This window comes from Nitrospirota bacterium, from assembly GCA_040755395.1.
Classification (GTDB): domain Bacteria; phylum Nitrospirota; class Nitrospiria; order Nitrospirales; family Nitrospiraceae; genus DATLZU01.
This window is the reverse complement of record JBFMAX010000017.1, coordinates 34,760-51,172: the sequence shown is the minus strand read 5'-3', so window position 1 is coordinate 51,172 and position 16,413 is coordinate 34,760. Positions and strand designations below refer to the sequence as shown.

The 16,413-nt window shown below is 61.9% G+C and carries 15 protein-coding genes; 9 read left to right on the top strand and 6 right to left on the bottom strand.

Features of this window, described 5'->3' with window-relative positions; all coding sequences use genetic code 11:
* Positions 1-28 precede the first annotated feature (28 nt).
* The 9 genes from gspG to AB1555_18015 all read left to right on the top strand — a co-directional run bounded on the left by gspG (position 29) and on the right by AB1555_18015 (position 8,748).
* Positions 29-907 carry a type II secretion system major pseudopilin GspG gene (gene gspG, locus AB1555_18055; GenBank protein ID MEW6248591.1) on the top strand — a complete coding sequence of 293 codons (879 nt, stop codon included), beginning with the start codon at positions 29-31 and terminating at the stop codon, positions 905-907.
* Positions 908-919: 12 nt separating this feature from the next.
* Positions 920-1,825, top strand: coding sequence for a prepilin-type N-terminal cleavage/methylation domain-containing protein (locus tag AB1555_18050; protein MEW6248590.1), 906 nt, complete (start codon positions 920-922; stop codon positions 1,823-1,825).
* Positions 1,822-2,253 carry a prepilin-type N-terminal cleavage/methylation domain-containing protein gene (locus AB1555_18045; GenBank protein ID MEW6248589.1) on the top strand — a complete coding sequence of 144 codons (432 nt, stop codon included), beginning with the start codon at positions 1,822-1,824 and terminating at the stop codon, positions 2,251-2,253. The genes AB1555_18050 and AB1555_18045 overlap by 4 nt, the downstream gene beginning before the upstream one ends.
* Positions 2,228-2,845: a type II secretion system protein GspJ gene (locus tag AB1555_18040; protein ID MEW6248588.1), complete on the top strand. Its 618-nt coding sequence runs from the start codon at positions 2,228-2,230 to the stop codon at positions 2,843-2,845. The genes AB1555_18045 and AB1555_18040 overlap by 26 nt, the downstream gene beginning before the upstream one ends.
* Positions 2,846-2,850: 5 nt before the next feature.
* Positions 2,851-3,744 (top strand): type II secretion system protein GspN, encoded by an 894-nt coding sequence (gspN, locus tag AB1555_18035; GenBank protein MEW6248587.1) that lies wholly within the window; start codon positions 2,851-2,853, stop codon positions 3,742-3,744.
* A 231-nt stretch (positions 3,745-3,975) separates the two neighbouring features.
* The gene (gene pilM / locus AB1555_18030) at positions 3,976-5,550 is read left to right on the top strand and encodes a pilus assembly protein PilM (GenBank protein MEW6248586.1); all 1,575 of its coding nucleotides are present in this window, start codon (positions 3,976-3,978) and stop codon (positions 5,548-5,550) included.
* A complete protein-coding gene (gene gspM, locus AB1555_18025) occupies positions 5,547-6,098 on the top strand; it encodes a type II secretion system protein GspM (GenBank protein MEW6248585.1) in 552 nt (183 codons plus the stop codon). Before pilM ends, gspM begins: the two co-directional genes overlap by 4 nt.
* Positions 6,082-7,032: a type II secretion system minor pseudopilin GspK gene (gene gspK, locus AB1555_18020; protein ID MEW6248584.1), complete on the top strand. Its 951-nt coding sequence runs from the start codon at positions 6,082-6,084 to the stop codon at positions 7,030-7,032. Before gspM ends, gspK begins: the two co-directional genes overlap by 17 nt.
* Positions 7,033-7,422: 390 nt before the next feature.
* The gene (locus tag AB1555_18015; GenBank protein MEW6248583.1) at positions 7,423-8,748 is read left to right on the top strand and encodes a porin; all 1,326 of its coding nucleotides are present in this window, start codon (positions 7,423-7,425) and stop codon (positions 8,746-8,748) included.
* Between the two features lie 52 nt (positions 8,749-8,800).
* On the opposite strand, the gene AB1555_18010 is transcribed toward AB1555_18015, so the two are convergent.
* The 6 genes from AB1555_18010 to AB1555_17985 form a co-directional block, all read right to left on the bottom strand.
* Positions 8,801-9,496, bottom strand: coding sequence for a hypothetical protein (locus AB1555_18010; protein MEW6248582.1), 696 nt, complete (start codon positions 9,494-9,496; stop codon positions 8,801-8,803).
* Positions 9,497-9,649: 153 nt separating this feature from the next.
* Positions 9,650-10,765 carry a PstS family phosphate ABC transporter substrate-binding protein gene (locus AB1555_18005; protein ID MEW6248581.1) on the bottom strand — a complete coding sequence of 372 codons (1,116 nt, stop codon included), beginning with the start codon at positions 10,763-10,765 and terminating at the stop codon, positions 9,650-9,652.
* A gap of 268 nt (positions 10,766-11,033) precedes the next feature.
* Entirely contained in the window at positions 11,034-11,270 is a 237-nt protein-coding gene (locus AB1555_18000; protein MEW6248580.1) for a hypothetical protein, read from the bottom strand.
* A gap of 314 nt (positions 11,271-11,584) precedes the next feature.
* On the bottom strand, positions 11,585-12,484 hold the full coding sequence (locus tag AB1555_17995) for an ATP-binding protein (GenBank protein ID MEW6248579.1): 900 nt from the start codon (positions 12,482-12,484) through the stop codon (positions 11,585-11,587).
* A 17-nt stretch (positions 12,485-12,501) separates the two neighbouring features.
* Positions 12,502-12,879, bottom strand: a complete 378-nt coding sequence (locus AB1555_17990; protein MEW6248578.1) for an Hpt domain-containing protein — start codon at positions 12,877-12,879, stop codon at positions 12,502-12,504.
* Positions 12,876-16,319, bottom strand: a complete 3,444-nt coding sequence (locus AB1555_17985) for a response regulator (GenBank protein MEW6248577.1) — start codon at positions 16,317-16,319, stop codon at positions 12,876-12,878. The genes AB1555_17990 and AB1555_17985 overlap by 4 nt, the downstream gene beginning before the upstream one ends.
* Between the last annotated feature and the right edge of the window lie 94 nt (positions 16,320-16,413).

Genomic DNA, 16,413 nt, shown 5'->3' with positions numbered 1-16,413 from the left:
TGATTGAGTGATTAGGGACGGAGTGGGTATGGCAGTGACGTCGACTGGAACGATCACCTCATTCGAACAACTTGACGTGTACAAGCAGGCCAGAGAAATCAGGCGCGAGGTTTGGATCTATAGGCGGTCTCTACCTCACGAGGAACGGTTTGTGCTTGCGAACCAAATGCGGTTGGCGGCCTTATCGATTACGAACAACATTGCCGAAGGGTTCGGCAGATTCCACTTTCAAAAGAATATACATTTTTGCCTTCTTCACCGAGGGTCGGCCAACGAATGGCTGGATGACTTTAACGCTTGCCTTGACGCCGGATACATGGAGCAACCGCAAGGCAACCGATTCAAAGGCATGGTTCTCAACCTCATCAAAGGATTGAACGCGTATATCGCCTCTCAACGCCGTCAAAAATCCAAGCAGTCTGTTGCCTCACAATTGCGCAATCACCAATCACTGAATCACCAATCACTCGATCATTGTTCAAAGGAAGGCGGCTTTACTTTCATCGAGATCATGGTGGTCGTGGCCATCTTGGCCATTCTCGCCGCTTTGGTGGTGCCGCGCATCATGGGCCGCACCGATGAGGCCAAGCGGACCGCGGCGAAGGTCCAGATCCGCAACATCGAGGGCGCCCTGCAACTCTACAAACTGGACAACGGCGTCTATCCGTCGACGGATCAGGGGCTCAGGGCCCTGGTCGAAAAGCCGACCGTCGGGGTGATTCCGAAAAAATGGAAGCTAGGCGGATACCTGCAGAAGATCCCGGAGGATCCTTGGGGCAACCCGTATAAGTATCTCAGCCCCAGCCCCCGCGGCGAATACGAAATCATCTCGCTGGGCACCGATGGCGAAGTCGGCGGCGAAGGGGTCAATGCCGATATTACGAACTGGAATTTGGACAAGGACTAGCCCGCATTATTCATGAGCACTTCTGCTGCAATCGCCGATCCGCTGCTGCGACAAGCCCCCGATAGGTTCAGTCGGGGGCGGGCGGGCTCGCCGCTCAGTCCCTCCACGTACTGTTTCAAGTACGCGTCGGTCCTTCGCGGCTCCACGCGCCCGTCTCGCGACGCGGCTCAGCGATTTCGCGACGAACCGTCACGAATAATGCGGGCTAGCCCGTCAATGGTCAATCGTCATTCGTCAATCGCCAATCGTCAATGGTTCACGTTTCACGCCTCACGTTTCACGCCTCACAGGTACCGGTTCACCCATCGCTCATCATCCCTCATCCCTCACCCCTCACCGTCGGGAGGCTTCACGCTCGTGGAGATGATCCTGGTGCTGTTCCTGTTGGGAATGCTGCTGACGCTGGTCCTTCCCCGCACCGGCATTGCGAACCATTTACCGTCGGCGACCCGGCACGTGGCAGCGGCGATCCGTTCTTTGCAGACGGCCGCTGTGTCGGCGCAGAAGCCGTTTCGCCTCCATCTCGATCTGGATCAGCAGACGTACTGGGCGGTGATGCTGGACGGAGGAGAAGAACGGACGCCGGTCGATCCCGTGCTCGCCCGGCGCGAGACGCTGCCGGAGACGATCAGATTTCTCGCCGTGACCGCGCCGAACAGAGGAAGGGTGGAGTCCGGCAGAGTGTACATTCAGGTGCTGCCGACGGGCAAGACGGAGCCTGCAGTCATCACGCTCGCGGATGAAGACCGGAGCATGCTGACGGTGAAGATTCACGCCGTGACGGGCGCGCTGCAGATCAGCGATCGCGCGGCCGAAGACAAGCCGCTGGAACCGGTTCCGGATCGGCTTCGCATCCTGCTCCAGCCGCTCGTCGGGCTCACGGCCGGGCCCGCGCCGGTCGGCGGAGGGAAGCCATGAGCGAATCGGATCCCGGCCGCCGGGACGACGACGGATTCACGCTCTTGGAGGTCATGATCGCGCTTGCGATCCTGGCCATCGCGCTCCCCGTCCTGTTGGGACTGCGCAACTGGGACGTGAACCTGCATCTGCGGGCGCGCGATTTGACGACCGCCACGCTGCTGGCTCAGGAGAAACTGCTCGAAGCGGAACTCGCCGGGTTTCTCCCGCTGGGCGAAGTGAGCGGAGATTTTAAGAGCCTGCCGCCGGGAGTTCAGACAGCCGCCGAGGCCGGCGACCGGGCGCCGGGCTACCGCTGGAAGCGGATCGTCTCGCCGACGCCTTTGGATCTGGTGCGCGAAGTCCGTGTGCAGGTGATCTGGCCGAGAGGCGACATCGAAGAAATGGTCGAGGTGAGCACCTATGTCTTTCGATCCGCCGTGTCCTGACGAACAGGGCGGCTTTACCTTGATCGAAGTCCTCCTGGCGGTCGCGGCGTTGGCGACGATTGCGGCATTGATCTTTGCCTCCCTGGCCTCCACCATCCGCCTGACGGACTCGGTCAGGGACGCCGCCGCGCGGGAGCAACTGATCCGCAGCAGTCTCCGGTTGATGGCCGACGAGCTGATGTCGGCCCAGATCCATCCGTCGTCGCCGTGGATCGGTCAGAATGGGCAACAGAACGGTCGGCCCGCGGACATTGTGGCGTTTCTGTCTTCGAGCCAGATCAGAACCCATGACGCGGCCGCCGAAAGCGAGCTCGCCCGGGTGCTCTACACGCGCGAGGGAACGCGTCTGATCAGGATGGCACGGCGCAATCTGTACGGTCTCACCGACGAGTGGCTCGAGCGAACCGATCTGGCGGACAAGGTCATCGGGTTCAATGTGCGATATTTCGACGAACTGTCCCAGGCCTGGGTGGACGAATGGGACGGGCGGAACAGGCGGTCCCAACCGAAGGCGGTGTTGATCGAGCTGACGCTCCAAGTTGCGGATGAAGATGTGCGGACCATCAGAGAATGGATTCACGTCGGAGCGTAGTCCTGATGTTCAAGCTGGTTCGGTCGCCGCAGGTCAAGCTTGCCGCCGGTTGGACGGCGGTGCTGTTCGGGCTGGGCGCGTTCTTTCTGGCGGTCACCTTTCCCTATGACGCTCTTCAGGAGCGCATCCTGGCGGAGGTGTCCGGCCGGACCGGCGTCGAGATCAACGCCGACCAGTGGGAGATTGATTGGCCGTTCGGCCTGGGCTGGCGAGGGGTCAGCCTGTTCACGGAGGAGAACGTGCGGGTGCAGATGGACGAGCTCCGGGTCACATTCAACGCGGCGAGCGTGCTGACCGGCCGCTTGGCCGCCGACATGGTCGCCTCGTTGCACGGAGACGCACCCACCGGAGGCGGACGTGCGACCGTCCGGGTGACGGCGGACTCCTGGTCCGGCAACAGCGCGACGTCGGTCGCCGGGCGAATCGAACACCTGCCTCTCTCCGCTCTGGGCTTTCCGGCCGCGCGCCGCGGGCGCCTGAACGTCGATTTTACTCAGCGATGGGAAGGGACTTCGTCGGCGGGCGGCACGGCGGGCTTGGAAGGAACGTGGACCATCGACGTGGCGGACGTGTTGATCGAGCAAATTGCCTCGGGTCAGATCCGTCTCCCCTCTGTCACGCTGGCCAACGCCAGGATGACCCTGCAATGCCGGGCCGCCGTCTGCCGCGTCCAGGAGTTGACCGGGGACGGAACAGACGGGTTTTTTCAGGGAGACGGCCAGATCACGCTCCGGCGGCCGTTCCGGAACAGCACCCTGGCGTTGTCCGTCTCCGTGACGCCTTCTCCTGCGTTTGCGCAGCGCGCCGCCGCGTCGGGCCTGCCATTGGCGGCCGCCGGTGTACCGTTGAAATTGAGCATCTCCGGCGCATTGTCACGACCGCAAGTGGCGTTCATGTGAGAGTTATGAGGAAAAAGCGATTAAGCCAGTGAGTCATTGAGTGATTGCGAGCGCTCGGCGTTCTTACAAAAGCAGTCTTCATGAGCCTCGGGTTCACCCTGTTTGACCCGTTGCTTGCACCCGTTGCAACGAGAAGAGCAACGGGTGCCTCGAAAACCCCCTCCCCGAGACCCTCCCCCTTGAAGGGGGAGGGGAGGGTGGGGGTGACGGCCCATTACGCATCACGGTCTCATGATGGTCGCTGATTGCATCGGACTCGACTTGGGGCGGACCGCCATCAAAGCGGTGCGATTCCGCCGGACGCTCAGCGGCCGGGAGTCGGTGGACTACTTCCACCAGCCGATGCCGTACGCGCACGAGCAAGCGCTGGAGCCGGCCCGCAAGGCCTCTCTTCTCCGGAAATTCCTCTGGCAGAACGGCCTCTACCACGGAGACCTGGTCACAGCCATCCCCTGCCGCGACATCTTCATCCGCACCCTGTCGTTCCCCTTCCAGGACGCCGGCAAACTGGCCCAGGTCGTGCCTTTCGAAGTCGAAAACCTGATTCCCCTCCCCTTGGAAGACGTAGCGGTCGGGAGCGTCGTGCTGCCGCCGGGAGCGACCAAGACCGCGCGACCAGCCGGCGCCGCCTCCGAGGTTCTCGTCACGGCGGCGCCCAAGAGCGCGGTGGCGGATCACATGAGGTTTCTGGCCGAGGCGGATCTCGATCCCGCCGCCATCAACGTGGACGGCTTGGCCCTGTTCTCCGTGACGGAATTCCTCAAGCAGGAAGGCGCCGACGTCCCCGGAGATCTGGCCGTCATCGACCTCGGCGCCTCCAAATCCACGCTCTGCCTGATTCACCGGGGCCGGCCCCTGCTCCTGCGCACGATCCCGTGGGGCGGAGACCGGTTGACCGAGGCCCTGGCCGCCCGGTACGCCTGCTCGTTCGCCGAAGCGGAGCGGCGGAAGCGGGGGATGGCCGCGTCACAGGTGGAACCCTGGCTGGATCCGTTGCTGAAAGACGTCCGGATGACCCTGCATGCGTTCGAGTCGACGACACGGACGCGGATCACGCACTGCTGGGTCTCCGGCGGAGGTTCGAAGCTCCGGGAGGTCAACGGATACCTGGCCCGCCAACTCGAACTGGTTCCCGTCGGTCCCCGACAGGGATTCGGCGCCGACTGCCCGCGCGCGTTCTCCGTGGCCTTTGGACTGGCGATTCATCCGAAGCTCGTGCGGCCCCGGTGGAAGATCCGCGCCCCGCGGTCGGCGGTCGCGCTCGATCTGAAGCAGATCGCGGAGTCGGCGGAGACGAAACCCGCCGTCGCGCGCCGGGATGTGTGGTTCGCGGCGGCCGGAGTCCTTGTGCTCTGCCTGTTGGCGCTCGCCGATCTTTCCGTGCGGGTCTCGCTCAAAGACGCCCGCGTGAAGGAACTGAAGGCTGCGCTGCAGTCGCAGTTTCAACGGGATTTCGGCGGCGGAGCCGCGCCCGGCGAAGAGATGGACCAGGCCCGCGCTCGACTGGAGGGGGTGAAGAAAGCGTTGAGCATCGTCGACGGATCGCAGACGCGGGCGCTGCCGGTGTTCGCCCAGGTCGTCAAACACATTCCCCGCGGCCTGCCCTTCGCTGTGCGGGAACTGACCATCGAAAACGGCGCCGTTCATCTGGAGGCCGAGACGGATTCCTTCGAAGCGGTGGAGAAGGTCAAGCAGGCGTTCGCCGCGTCGCCGGCGTTCCAGGAAGTCGCCGTCAGCGACACGCGGGTCGGCGCGTCGGCCAAACAAGTGGTGTTCCGACTGGCGTTCAAGGTGCAGGCGCCATGACGCAGGGTTTGGCTCAACGCTGGAAGGCTCTTTCCCCGCGCGAACGGCTCACGATCGGCATCGGCACGGCCGTGATCGCCGCTGCGCTGTTGTTCGTCGGCGTCGTCGATCCGTTGCTCGAGCGGCAGGAGGTGCTGGAACGGCAGGCCGGCCGAAAGCAACGGGAGATTCGCGAGCTCGCGACGCTCGGCGCCCAGTACGCCGCTCTGCGGGCGCGCCTCTCGACGCTCGAAAACCGGCTGCCGCCCCCCGAGGCGCAGTTTTCCCTTGTGGCCTTCGTGGAAGACGCGGCGGCGCAGGCGCGCGTGCGCGAACGGATCGTCGGCATGCAGCCGCAACCTCCGGCGGTGATACAGAGCTATCAGGAAACGTCGGTGGATGTGAGATTGGACGGGGTGCCTCTCACCGACCTGTTGGCGTTGCTGGTCGAGTTGGAACAAGCTCCCTATGACGTCCAAGTCCGGCACCTGCAGATCAAACCGAAGTATGATGCGCCGTCTCTGTGGGACGCCAACCTGCGCGTGGTCTCCCATGATAGGCCGCGATGAACGGGGCGTCGCCCTGATCCTGGCGCTGCTCATCCTGACCCTGCTCGTCGCGCTTATCCTGGAGTTCGACGCCGAGGCCCGCCGGGAATATCGCGATGCGGCGGCCTTCCGAGACAACGTCAAGGTCAACGCGCTGACCCGAGCCGGCGTCCAGGCCGCGCGGGCGGTGCTGTTGCAGGACCACAGGATTCAGAAGCTCACGAACCAGCGGTTCGACGCCCTGACGGATGTCTGGGCGCTGCCGATCGCCGGGTACCAACTGGGCGACGGAGCGCTGTCCGCCCGAATCGAGGACGAAACCGGCAAGCTCAACCTGAATGAGCTAGCGAACGTCCAGGATCCCAAGCAACGCGAAAGCAAGCTCAAGCGGCTGAAACGGCTGTTCGAGTTGCTTCAGGTACGCCCCGACCTGGCCGAGGCGATTGCGGACTGGGTGGATGCAGACGACGTGCCGGAAGCCAGCGGCGCCGAGAGCGCCTACTATCAAACGCTCCGGCCACCCTACATGGCCGCCAACGCTCCCTTGCAGACCCTGTCCGAGCTTTACCTTATTAAAGGGGTGACGAAGGAGGTCGTGCAACGGCTGGAACCCTATGTCACCGTCCACCCACGAAACGGCGCCGAGGGACGCGTGAACCTGAATACCGCCGATCCGATCGTCATCCAGGCTCTTGATCCCCGAATCACCCCGGCGATGGCTGGCGAGATCGTCCAAGGTCGTCCCTATCGCACCGTCCAGGACCTCGACCAGATCAGCAACTTCGAACCCATCGCCAAGGAACTGCGACTCTTGCAAGCCTACGACGTGAAAACCAACATCTTCTCCGCCCGGATCGGCATTACGGTCAATGAGGTGAACAAGGCCGTGTACATTGTGCTACGGCGGGACGAAGCGACCGGAGCCAGTTCCGTTCTCTTTTCCCGCATCGAATAGACGAGGCGAGTGTGTGAGGTCGTGTCCTATCCTGTTTGCCTCCCCACACTCCTGTCACATTTCACCGGGTACGAGCGTCCCGCTCGCCTCTGAATTAACGCAGTTGTAACACCTCTGTTACTTCCGCGATACCTTCCGCTTCTAATCTCCTCCTCCGGCGATGCACTGCCGCTATCGGCCGCGTAGTGCTTGATTGGCAGAAATTACAAGACAGGAGGAGGAGGAATGGCCTTCCCAATAAGCTCAATGAAGCGGGGCGGACAGATCATGCTTGTGACGCTCCTTTGGCTTTCGGTCCAACCGATTTGGGCCGAACCCACTGAGCCCGGCAAAGACGTCCCTAGAGATGGCGGACTCCGGTCGCCATCCCAACCGATCGGACCGGTTCCGGTGGCGGATCGTCCTGCCCAGGCCGGGACCTATCTCAAGGAGACGGAGCCCACGCCGCTTGAAGACATCCTGTTGGAAAAAGGCCTCATTACGATGGACGACTGGATCAGGATCAAGGCGCAAGAGGAAAAAAAGGCCGAGGAGACGAGCGCGGAAATGGGGATGATCAGCAGTCCCCGATGGTACGAGCGGATCCGGATCAACGGGTACATCCAGAATCGCTACGCCTTGCTCGACAATCCGATGATGGATATTCCGTTGGGCGACAAACTGGCCACGCGCGATTCGAACACGTTTTACATCCGGCGGATCCGCCTGGTCTTCCAGGGGCAGATTTCGGAACGCCTCGCCTTCTACTTCCAGCCCGCATTCGAAGGCGATCAACAGAATCTTTTTAACAAAGAGATCGTCGACGCCTTTGCGGATTTTTTCATCACCAAGGACAAGGAGCATCGGATCCGCTTCGGCCAGCATCGGACCCCGAACGCCTTTGATACCTATCGGTCGAGCAGCAACCGGCAGGAGCTGGACCGGCACGAGTCCATCCAGAGCGGCGCGCCGGGCGAGCGCGATCTGGGAATCGCCTATTACTGGAGCCCCAAGATCGCCCAGCAGCGATATGCGCAACTGGCCACCTACCACAACGGCCCCGGCGACTACGGCGATTTCGGCATCATGGTCTGGAACGGTCAGACACGCAATAAGCCGGAGTTGAATGACGACAAGCATGTCGGGATTCGTCTCGCTCATCCGTTCGAGTTGCCCGATGGTCGGCTCCTGGAGGCCGGCATGTTCGCCTACCGCGGACAGTTTGTGGTGGACCCCGGCAAGGTGGCGCGCTGCCCGATCTCCTCACACGTGCGGGACGGCAAATCGACTGGTTGTCAGGTGCGCGACGAACGGCTCACCTGGTATGTGTGGACGCCGCCACAACCTTGGGGGTTGCTGGCGGAATACACACTCGGGCGCGGACCGAAGCGCGACGCGCAGGGCTTCATCCGCGAAGCTCACCTCTATGGCGGCTATGTGCAACCGTACTATACGTGGCGATATTCGGATGTGGGATTGCTGACCGGTTACTTCCGCTGGGGCGAATACTACGGCGGGATCAAATCAATCAACGGGGTTGACGGCCGGTCCAAGACGATCAACGTGGGGCTCGTCTGGGAGCCGGATACCCATTGGCGGTTCGTCGCGGAATGGATGTACAAGGAAGGTCTGCATTCCTCCCTGATCCGCCCAAATGTGGATCTCCCGAATAACGCGCCCCAAGTCGAATTCGCTGGGAACCTCTTCCGAATCCAGGCGCAGTGGTTCTGGAATTGATGCATGTTGTCCCGACTTGTCGCCCTCATGGATACAACGTGATACGGCGAGGCTAAGGCTGTCGTGGATGTGCTGGTAGCTCCGGGCGCTTCTGGGCAAGGAAGAGATCCACCACAAGGACTTTAGCTGGGTCGGGATAGTTCCACCCACGCTGTCCGTCAGGAAGATGAACTTCCGCTTCCGGAGGCGAGAACGAGAGTTTGAAGTCACCGGCTCTCAGAGCCAAGAGCGGCGCATCTACTGGATCCATCTCATAAGCCGGGTTGACCTGTCTCATCAAATCGGAAGGAAGGGCGCGGTGGTTTGCAAGGACGAGATACAGGCGACCGTCGCGGACGAATAATCCGCCGGACGTGACGGCCAGCCCGACGTTCGCATTGGAAAAGCGCCGATAGAAGGTTGCCATCTCTCGGGGCGTGGCCAGGGCCAGCGCTCGGCTGAGCTGCGGAGCGATCACCCGAATCTCCTCCGCGCTGAACGCCGGTCCAAGGGGCTTTTCTCCCGTGACCAAACGAAACACCGGGTCCTGAAGCTTCTGGACCCTGATGCCGGCCAGAATTCCCGCCATTCGTTCAGGTGAAATCGAAGCCGGATGGGTATGGCCGCCTCCGGCTTGCGCATCGACCCGCAACTGGATGGAAGTCAATTGATCCTGGTAGACGGGACGAGGCGGCGGGAGGCTGTTGCAACCGATCTCCACCGAGAGAAGCAACGCGCTGATCGCGGAAACTCTGCCAATCCGAGGCATGGAAACGCTTTCCTTGAAAATAGGCGCAAGGCTTGAGGCCCTAGGCGAGAGGCGGAAATGACACCCGGTGCTCTTCCCCTCGCCCCGAGCCTCTCGCCCAGTCTTTATATACCAGAAGCGCATGAAAAAAAGAGAGCACGGCGTGAATCCGCGTCACTGGGCGGAGCGTGGAAGCGTGGCGGTGACTGGGCTCCCGACGAGCAAGGCCAGATTCTTCTCGACCTGGCTGCTGGTCAGAGGGAAAAACCTGGCCCGGAGCACCACGTCCTGGCCGTCACGACTGTTGATGAACTTCAAAAACTCCTGTGTGACGGGATCGAACTTCGCGTCAGGCGCCTTGTTCACGTAAAGATAGAGGAACCGGCTGAGTGGATACCGGCCGTCTGCGATCGACTCGACAGTCGGTTCGACAAACGGCTTCCCATCTTCCTCCGCCAGAGGGACGATTCGGACCATTGACGAGGGATAGCCCATCCCGGCATAGCCGATCCCGAGAGGGTCTTTCGCCAGGGCCAGTATGAGCGAGGCCGTACCGGGCTGCACTCGTATCTCGGATTTGATCTCGGCATCTCCGAGAGCTGCGTGCATGAAAAACTCGCGTGTCGCGGAGCGTTCGTTGCGTCCATAGAGCCGGATCGGCTGGCGTTCCCAACCGCCTTTCAGCCCGAGATCTCCCCAGGCGGCAATTTCCGAGGGATAACCGCGTCGACGAGCGCTGCTGAAGATGGCGTCCACCTGCGCCAGGGTCAGCCCCTGAATCGGATTCTCCTTGTTCACGAAGATGGCCACCGCGTCCATCGCGATCGGAATAGCCAGCGGCTCATAGCCGTACTTGGACGTGAACCGGCGAATTTCCTCGGGGGTGAGCGCACGCGAAGTCGCCAAGAGCGACGCCTTGGACGCGCCTTGATGCCCCCCGTCTCTCGCCTTGTCGCCGCGGCCCTGGAGCGAGTAACCGACCACGAATTCCGTCAGTGCCGCTTTGGACCCGCCTCCCTCCACGCCGATTTTTACGTCAGGATGCCGGCGCATAAATTCGGCCGCCAGCCGGCTCAACAACGGCTGCATGGTATCGGACCCGGCGATCGTCAGCCGGCCCGAGAGTTCGGCCGATGGGACATAAGGCTCGATCGCTGCGGCAACGACCAGTCTCTCCTGACCCCAGGTCGGCTCACACAGCCAGGCTGTCGCACCCAGAACCGCCGTAGCAAGAGCAAGACGGCTGAAGACCTTACGTCGGAGAGGGTCAGGTGACCTGAACTGTGACATCGCAACCTCCTGGAGTGTCGTTAATGGCGGACCCTGCTCCCTGTTGCGCGGGATCCGAAAGCATCTGTCTGCATCATCATTTGCCAGGAGTGGGTTTCATGCAGATAACGGCAGTGTTACAAACATGTTAACTCTCGGACCGGTGCCGACCGCGGTTCACAGAACTTCGCCTCGCATCGACTGGTTGATCGCCTTGGGGGATGGGATGAGGCCTTACCCGGGGAGAATAACGTGAGGAAAGCGCAGCGGAGCAAGCTGACCGCCGGCGTTATTCTTTCTCCACCAACTGCCAGCCCATCTTGCGGAGGCACCGCTCGGTGGCTTCGAGGAGCATCAGACGAATTCCCTGCTGGAGCTTGGGATCGCGGAGGGCGTCGCCTTCGCACTTGTTGTAGTCCTGGGCAAAGGCGTCCTTCGGTTTGTTGGGATGAACCCACTCCGCCGAGCCGCAGGCGACCGAGACGAGTATGACGAGACCGATGACGATCGTGAGAAATGGACTCATCGCTCTGCGGACCGTGGGATCGATCATACCGGGCTGCGAGCATACTCGCCCGCCCGGCCGCCGTCAAGGTTCCGTTGTGAGTCATTGACAATCTCACCCCGAGACAGCGCATTGCGTCATTTGGCAATCCGACCCTTCGGCCCGGCATGGCAAAGGGACAGAAAAAGAGCCAGTTTGGGGCAGGCGGCATAGCGCCACGATCGAAGTACGAGTATCTACGGGTGATGTAGCGGCAGGGTTCAGCCAGCGGACCGGGCGGCCGGGGAGCTGCTCAATCGGCAAACGAACGCCGGTGTTTGGTCCCATGCTGGTCCTTACGACATCGGAATCGTCAGTGTCACTTCGTTCCCGCGCTCGTTGTAGGCGACATCGGGGAAAAACGACCGGACAAGAAAAAGCCCTCGTCCGTTGGCCTCCCGGGCTTCGCACGGCTCTGTTGAACGGCCAAGCAAGCTCTTCCAGTGAAACCCCTTGCCTTCGTCCGCAATCTGGTATCGAATCAGACCTTGCGCCTTGTCATACAGACATCGCACGGTCACCCGTCGCTTGGCTATCCGCGGATCGCGGAGTTTCGCTGCGATCAACTCCTCATACGTTCCTCGATTCAGCGCCTCTTGCTTTTCTTTGTACAGAATTTCCAGACTCCCGTGTTCGACGGCATTCAATAGCAGTTCTTGCAAGGCCGCGCGCAAGTGCGTTCGCCGGCCTGGCGCGACGGCGGCCGTCCCGTTCTGCATGACCCAACTCACCGTCGGCTCGATGAGCGACGGATCCGCTTCGCAGACGATCGTGCATTCCACTCGACTCATGGCGGGAAGATCAATGATCCTGATCGGTAACGCGCGTTTAGCCATCTCCAGTGCCTTGCGCCACTGCGCCCTGTCTACCGGCAACGTCAGATACTCCAGCACCCCCACCTTGAGCACCTCCAAGACCGCCCTCTCTTCGGCTAGGCTCCCGACGACGAGAATCGGACAAGCGGGACGGCACTCATGCCATTCTCGAATCCACGACTCGGTTTCGACACTCGCTGGGGTCAGCTCGGCAACGACGATATCCGGATCCGTCAACTCGGCGGTGGCCTTCGCCACCGACGGGTCGGAGGCGATCACCACTGAGAAACCCAGATCGCGCGACGCTTCTTGAAGGCAGCTGCGCGTATCCGAACAAGAAATGCAGGCCATCACCAGCACACTCCTCCCCCTGCATTCCATCGTCCACCTCCTTGCCTTCAGCGTCGCAACGCCACTAATGCGCGGATCAGCGCGGTCACTTCCGCCTCCGTCTCCGACCAAAAGGAATGCGCAGCGGACAAGTTCCCGCAGCGAGCCGCTTCTTCAAGCCGCCGGCAGGCCCCATGGGCCCTGGCGGCCGCGAACTGGAGCACCGCGCCTTTGAGTCGGTGTGCCGCCTTGGCGGTGGCATCCGCATCCTGTTGAAACCAGGCGCGGCGCAAGGTCTCCAAGTCAGCCTCTGCCTGGGTGATGAACACGCTCGCCAGTTCCATCAACAACTCTCGATCCCCGTCAACGCCGGCTAACGCCTTCGCTTCATCCCACACCGGCATCGTCTCAGCCGCTGCGAAGTAACCATTCACTGGATCGTTCATTCTGTCCCCTCCTTCATATGGGACTCCCCACCAGACCGGCCCGCACTCTCAGGAGACCAGGTCTCAGCCGGCATCCGTGTGGTCTCGCGTGGTATCCACCGATCCAGCACGGCCGCGAGCTGGTTGATCCTAAGCGGCTTGGTGAGAAAATCGTCCATGCCCGCATCCAGACAACGCTGGCGGTCTTCAGGCAGCGCGTTGGCCGTCAGGGCGATGATCGGCACGCGGGGCCGCCCGGTTTCCGCCTTGCGGATGAAGCCTGTTGCCGCATAGCCATCAAGATTCGGCATCATACAGTCCATCAGCACACACGCATACCCGCCGCGCTGGGCGGCTTCGACGGCCTGAGCCCCATCCGAAACGACCTCGACGGCATAGCCCAATTTCTGGAGCATCGTGACCGCCACCAGTTGATTCACCTGGTTGTCTTCAGCCAATAAGATTTTGTGTCGTCTTGCCGCCTCCTTGAGGGTGTGCCGAGTGATGATCGGCGCCGAGCTCGCCTCGTCTCTGTTCTCCTGCCCGAGCACGAGCCGAAGACAGTCCATCAACGCCGCCTGGCGGATCGGCTTGTGGAGGTAAGCTGCAAATCCGGCTTCACGCGCCTCCCGCGCCTCGCCCTGTCGTCCCACAGCGGTGAGCGCAATCAGCTTGGTCGTTTCCAAGGCCGGATCCGTCTTGATCACTCTCGCCAATTCATACCCGTTCGCGTCCGGGAGGTGGAGGTCCATCAGCACGAGCGGGATCGGTGTACCAGCTTCCGCCGCCCGCCGGAGGATCGCTGTCGCCTCAGACGCGCAGCTCGCCTCTATCGGCACCATTTCCGAGCGGGCCAGGAGCCCCACGAGCGCCGCTCGGCTGGCGCGATGATGATCGACGCACAGCACGTGCCGGCCGGCCAGTGTGACAGCCCGATCCGGAGGCTCGGCAGTTCGGGTCGGCGCCAGGAAAAGGGGCACGTCAAACCAAAAACGGCTCCCTCGGCCCGGCTCGCTCTGAACGTCAATGGTTCCCCCCATCAGCTCGACCAGCCGCTTGGCAATCGCCAACCCGAGGCCGGTGCCTCCGTACTTCCGCGTAGTCGAGACATCGACTTGGCTGAAGACCTGAAACAGCCGCCGTTGGTCGTCGCGTCCGATCCCGACGCCGGTATCCTGGACGACGAACCGGAGGGTGACGGCATCGGGGGTGTGGCCACCGGGGGTCTCCTGCGTCACCCGCACGACGACTTCCCCGCACTCCGTGAACTTGACCGCATTGCCGATCAGATTGAGCAGGACCTGGCGAAGTCTCGTCGGATCGCCGAGAACTCGCTCCGGCACGCCAGCCTCGATCACGAGCGCCAGATCCAGCCCTTTGCCATACGCCTGCTTCGAGAACAGGTCCGTGACCTCCTCGAGGCAAAGGCGCAAATCGAATTCGATCCGTTCCAGCTCAAGTTTGCCAGCCTCGATCTTTGAGTAATCCAAAATATCGTTGATGATGGCCAGCGCAACCTCTCCGCTGCTTTTGGTTGTCTCGACCAGCCGGCGCTGTTCTTCGGTTAACTCGGTCTCCAGCAACACACTGGTCATCCCGATGACTCCGTTCATCGGGGTTCGGATTTCGTGGCTCATCATGGCGAGAAATTGAGCCTTCGCTCGCGCGGCGCTCAGCGCCTCATCCCGCGCCTTCAGCAGTTCTGCATTGGCCGCTTCCAGCTCGGCAGCGGAGCGCCGCAGCGTCTCTTCCGTCTGTATCCGTTCGGTGAGATCCTGGGTGATGCCCATGACCCGGAGGGGAGTTCCGTCTCCACTTCGCTCCACCACTCGTCCGCGCATCGACACCCACATCCAGCGACCGGACCGATGCTGCAGGCGATGTTCGAGCACGAAGTGATCGGGTGCGTCTGGACGACCTAGCGAATCTAGGATCTCATCGAATCGCGATCGGTCATCCGGATGCACCCGCAAGCGCCAGTCGTTGATGTTGTTGAGCGGAATCTCATGGTGTTCCAGACCGAGCATCCGAACCCAGGCTGGACTGTGGTAGGCATGCCGGGTCACCAGGTTCCAGTCCCAAAGCCCGTCGGTCGTGGTCTCCATCGCCTGTCGGAATCGCAGCTCACTTGTTCGCAGCCGCTCCTCGGCCTGTTGACGCTCAAGACCTAGGCCGAGTTGTATCCCGATGCCTCGCAGCGCGGTGTCGAGTGCGTCATCAGCCTCACGTCTCGCCACGCTGAACAGCTCGATGATGGCGATGGGCTCTTGCTGGACTAGTATGGGGAACGCGACGCCGCTACAGAGGGCGATCCGCTCATCCCCACTCCAGCCGGCGTAGTCCGGGAGGTGCGCGAGGTCCGTGCGCCATTCGACCTGCTTGGTTGCCCATGCCGCTCCGGCAAGCCCCTCCCCTTTTCGAAGCGTCCAGGCAGCCTGGACGTCCGTGACGAGACGGACGCGGTCTTCGCAGAGGCCGCTGGCGGTTTCCCAGCGCAGACACCCTGCCTTGGCATCAACCAGCCAAAGACAGCCTAGATCCCAGTCCCAATGCTGACACATTGATTGAAGAATCGGCCCGGCGATGTCTTCCAGCCGGCTGCGGCCCGCACCCAACATGGCGATCTCGTATTGAACCGCCACCGCGTTTAACGCCTGCTTAATCTCGGTGATATCCACGAGGAAGCCCCGGAGTCTCGTGGCGCTTGACGGCAGCCGGTCAAGAACGACGAGGTCCTTGACCCACACGGTGCGACCATCGGCGGCCAACATCCGGTACTCCATCGTGTGGGATCGACCGGCCTGCGTGTGCTGCCGGTAAAATTCGACGACCCGATCGCGGTCCAGTGGATGGACATGGTCGATCCAAAACGTTGGCAGCTGCGTCCAGTACGAGGCCGGATACCCGAGTAACGCCTCCGCCTTCCGACTGACGTACAGAAATTGAAACGTGTGAGGGTCGGCTTCCCACACGACGCCGTCAATGGTGTCGATCATCGATTCCCAGTGATGGGGGGAATCGGTCGAGGCCGACGGTTGCCAGCCCTCCGCCGTGAGATCGATGATCGACCACAGCAGCGGAGCTTCCGGTTCGTCGCCGAAGTGCACGATGGTCGGCCGCACCATCAGGACTCCGCCGTTTTTGTGCCGACCGACTTGCATGACGCCCCGTTCCATTATTCCAGTCACCGGGATCCCGGCCCACGCCTGGTCGAACGAATTCATGACGTCACTTGCGGAGTGTGGGATCAGGTGCGTGATCGGTTGCCCGACCAGCTCTCCGCTGGTATAGCCGAACATGCGTTCACTCTCCCCATTCACGCGCAAAATCGTACCCCGTCGGTCGGTCAGCACAAGGCCGCACCCGACCGCTTCGAACATGACGGCTACGTGAGTCCGGTCCTGTTCCGCTACGCGTTCGGTATCGACCTGCCGGAGTTGCCGTTTGAATCGTTTCCCCACGATGACCAGCCCCGCAACCGCTGCGAGACCAAGCCCTCCGATGGCCCACGCGGGTTGCGTCTCGTCATACCAGTCAGCCCGGTGATGCTACACT

Bases quoted from the DNA above. Each gene is read 5' to 3' on its own strand.
- gspG (MEW6248591.1), top strand. From the start codon at position 29: ATGGCAGTGACGTCGACTGGAACGATCACCTCATTCGAACAACTTGAC.
- AB1555_18050 (MEW6248590.1), top strand. From the start codon at position 920: ATGAGCACTTCTGCTGCAATCGCCGATCCGCTGCTGCGACAAGCCCCC.
- AB1555_18045 (MEW6248589.1), top strand. From the start codon at position 1,822: ATGAGCGAATCGGATCCCGGCCGCCGGGACGACGACGGATTCACGCTC.
- AB1555_18040 (MEW6248588.1), top strand. From the start codon at position 2,228: ATGTCTTTCGATCCGCCGTGTCCTGACGAACAGGGCGGCTTTACCTTG.
- gspN (MEW6248587.1), top strand. From the start codon at position 2,851: ATGTTCAAGCTGGTTCGGTCGCCGCAGGTCAAGCTTGCCGCCGGTTGG.
- pilM (MEW6248586.1), top strand. From the start codon at position 3,976: ATGATGGTCGCTGATTGCATCGGACTCGACTTGGGGCGGACCGCCATC.
- gspM (MEW6248585.1), top strand. From the start codon at position 5,547: ATGACGCAGGGTTTGGCTCAACGCTGGAAGGCTCTTTCCCCGCGCGAA.
- gspK (MEW6248584.1), top strand. From the start codon at position 6,082: ATGATAGGCCGCGATGAACGGGGCGTCGCCCTGATCCTGGCGCTGCTC.
- AB1555_18010 (MEW6248582.1), bottom strand. From the start codon at position 9,496: ATGCCTCGGATTGGCAGAGTTTCCGCGATCAGCGCGTTGCTTCTCTCG.
- AB1555_18005 (MEW6248581.1), bottom strand. From the start codon at position 10,765: ATGTCACAGTTCAGGTCACCTGACCCTCTCCGACGTAAGGTCTTCAGC.
- AB1555_18000 (MEW6248580.1), bottom strand. From the start codon at position 11,270: ATGAGTCCATTTCTCACGATCGTCATCGGTCTCGTCATACTCGTCTCG.
- AB1555_17995 (MEW6248579.1), bottom strand. From the start codon at position 12,484: ATGGAATGCAGGGGGAGGAGTGTGCTGGTGATGGCCTGCATTTCTTGT.
- AB1555_17990 (MEW6248578.1), bottom strand. From the start codon at position 12,879: ATGAACGATCCAGTGAATGGTTACTTCGCAGCGGCTGAGACGATGCCG.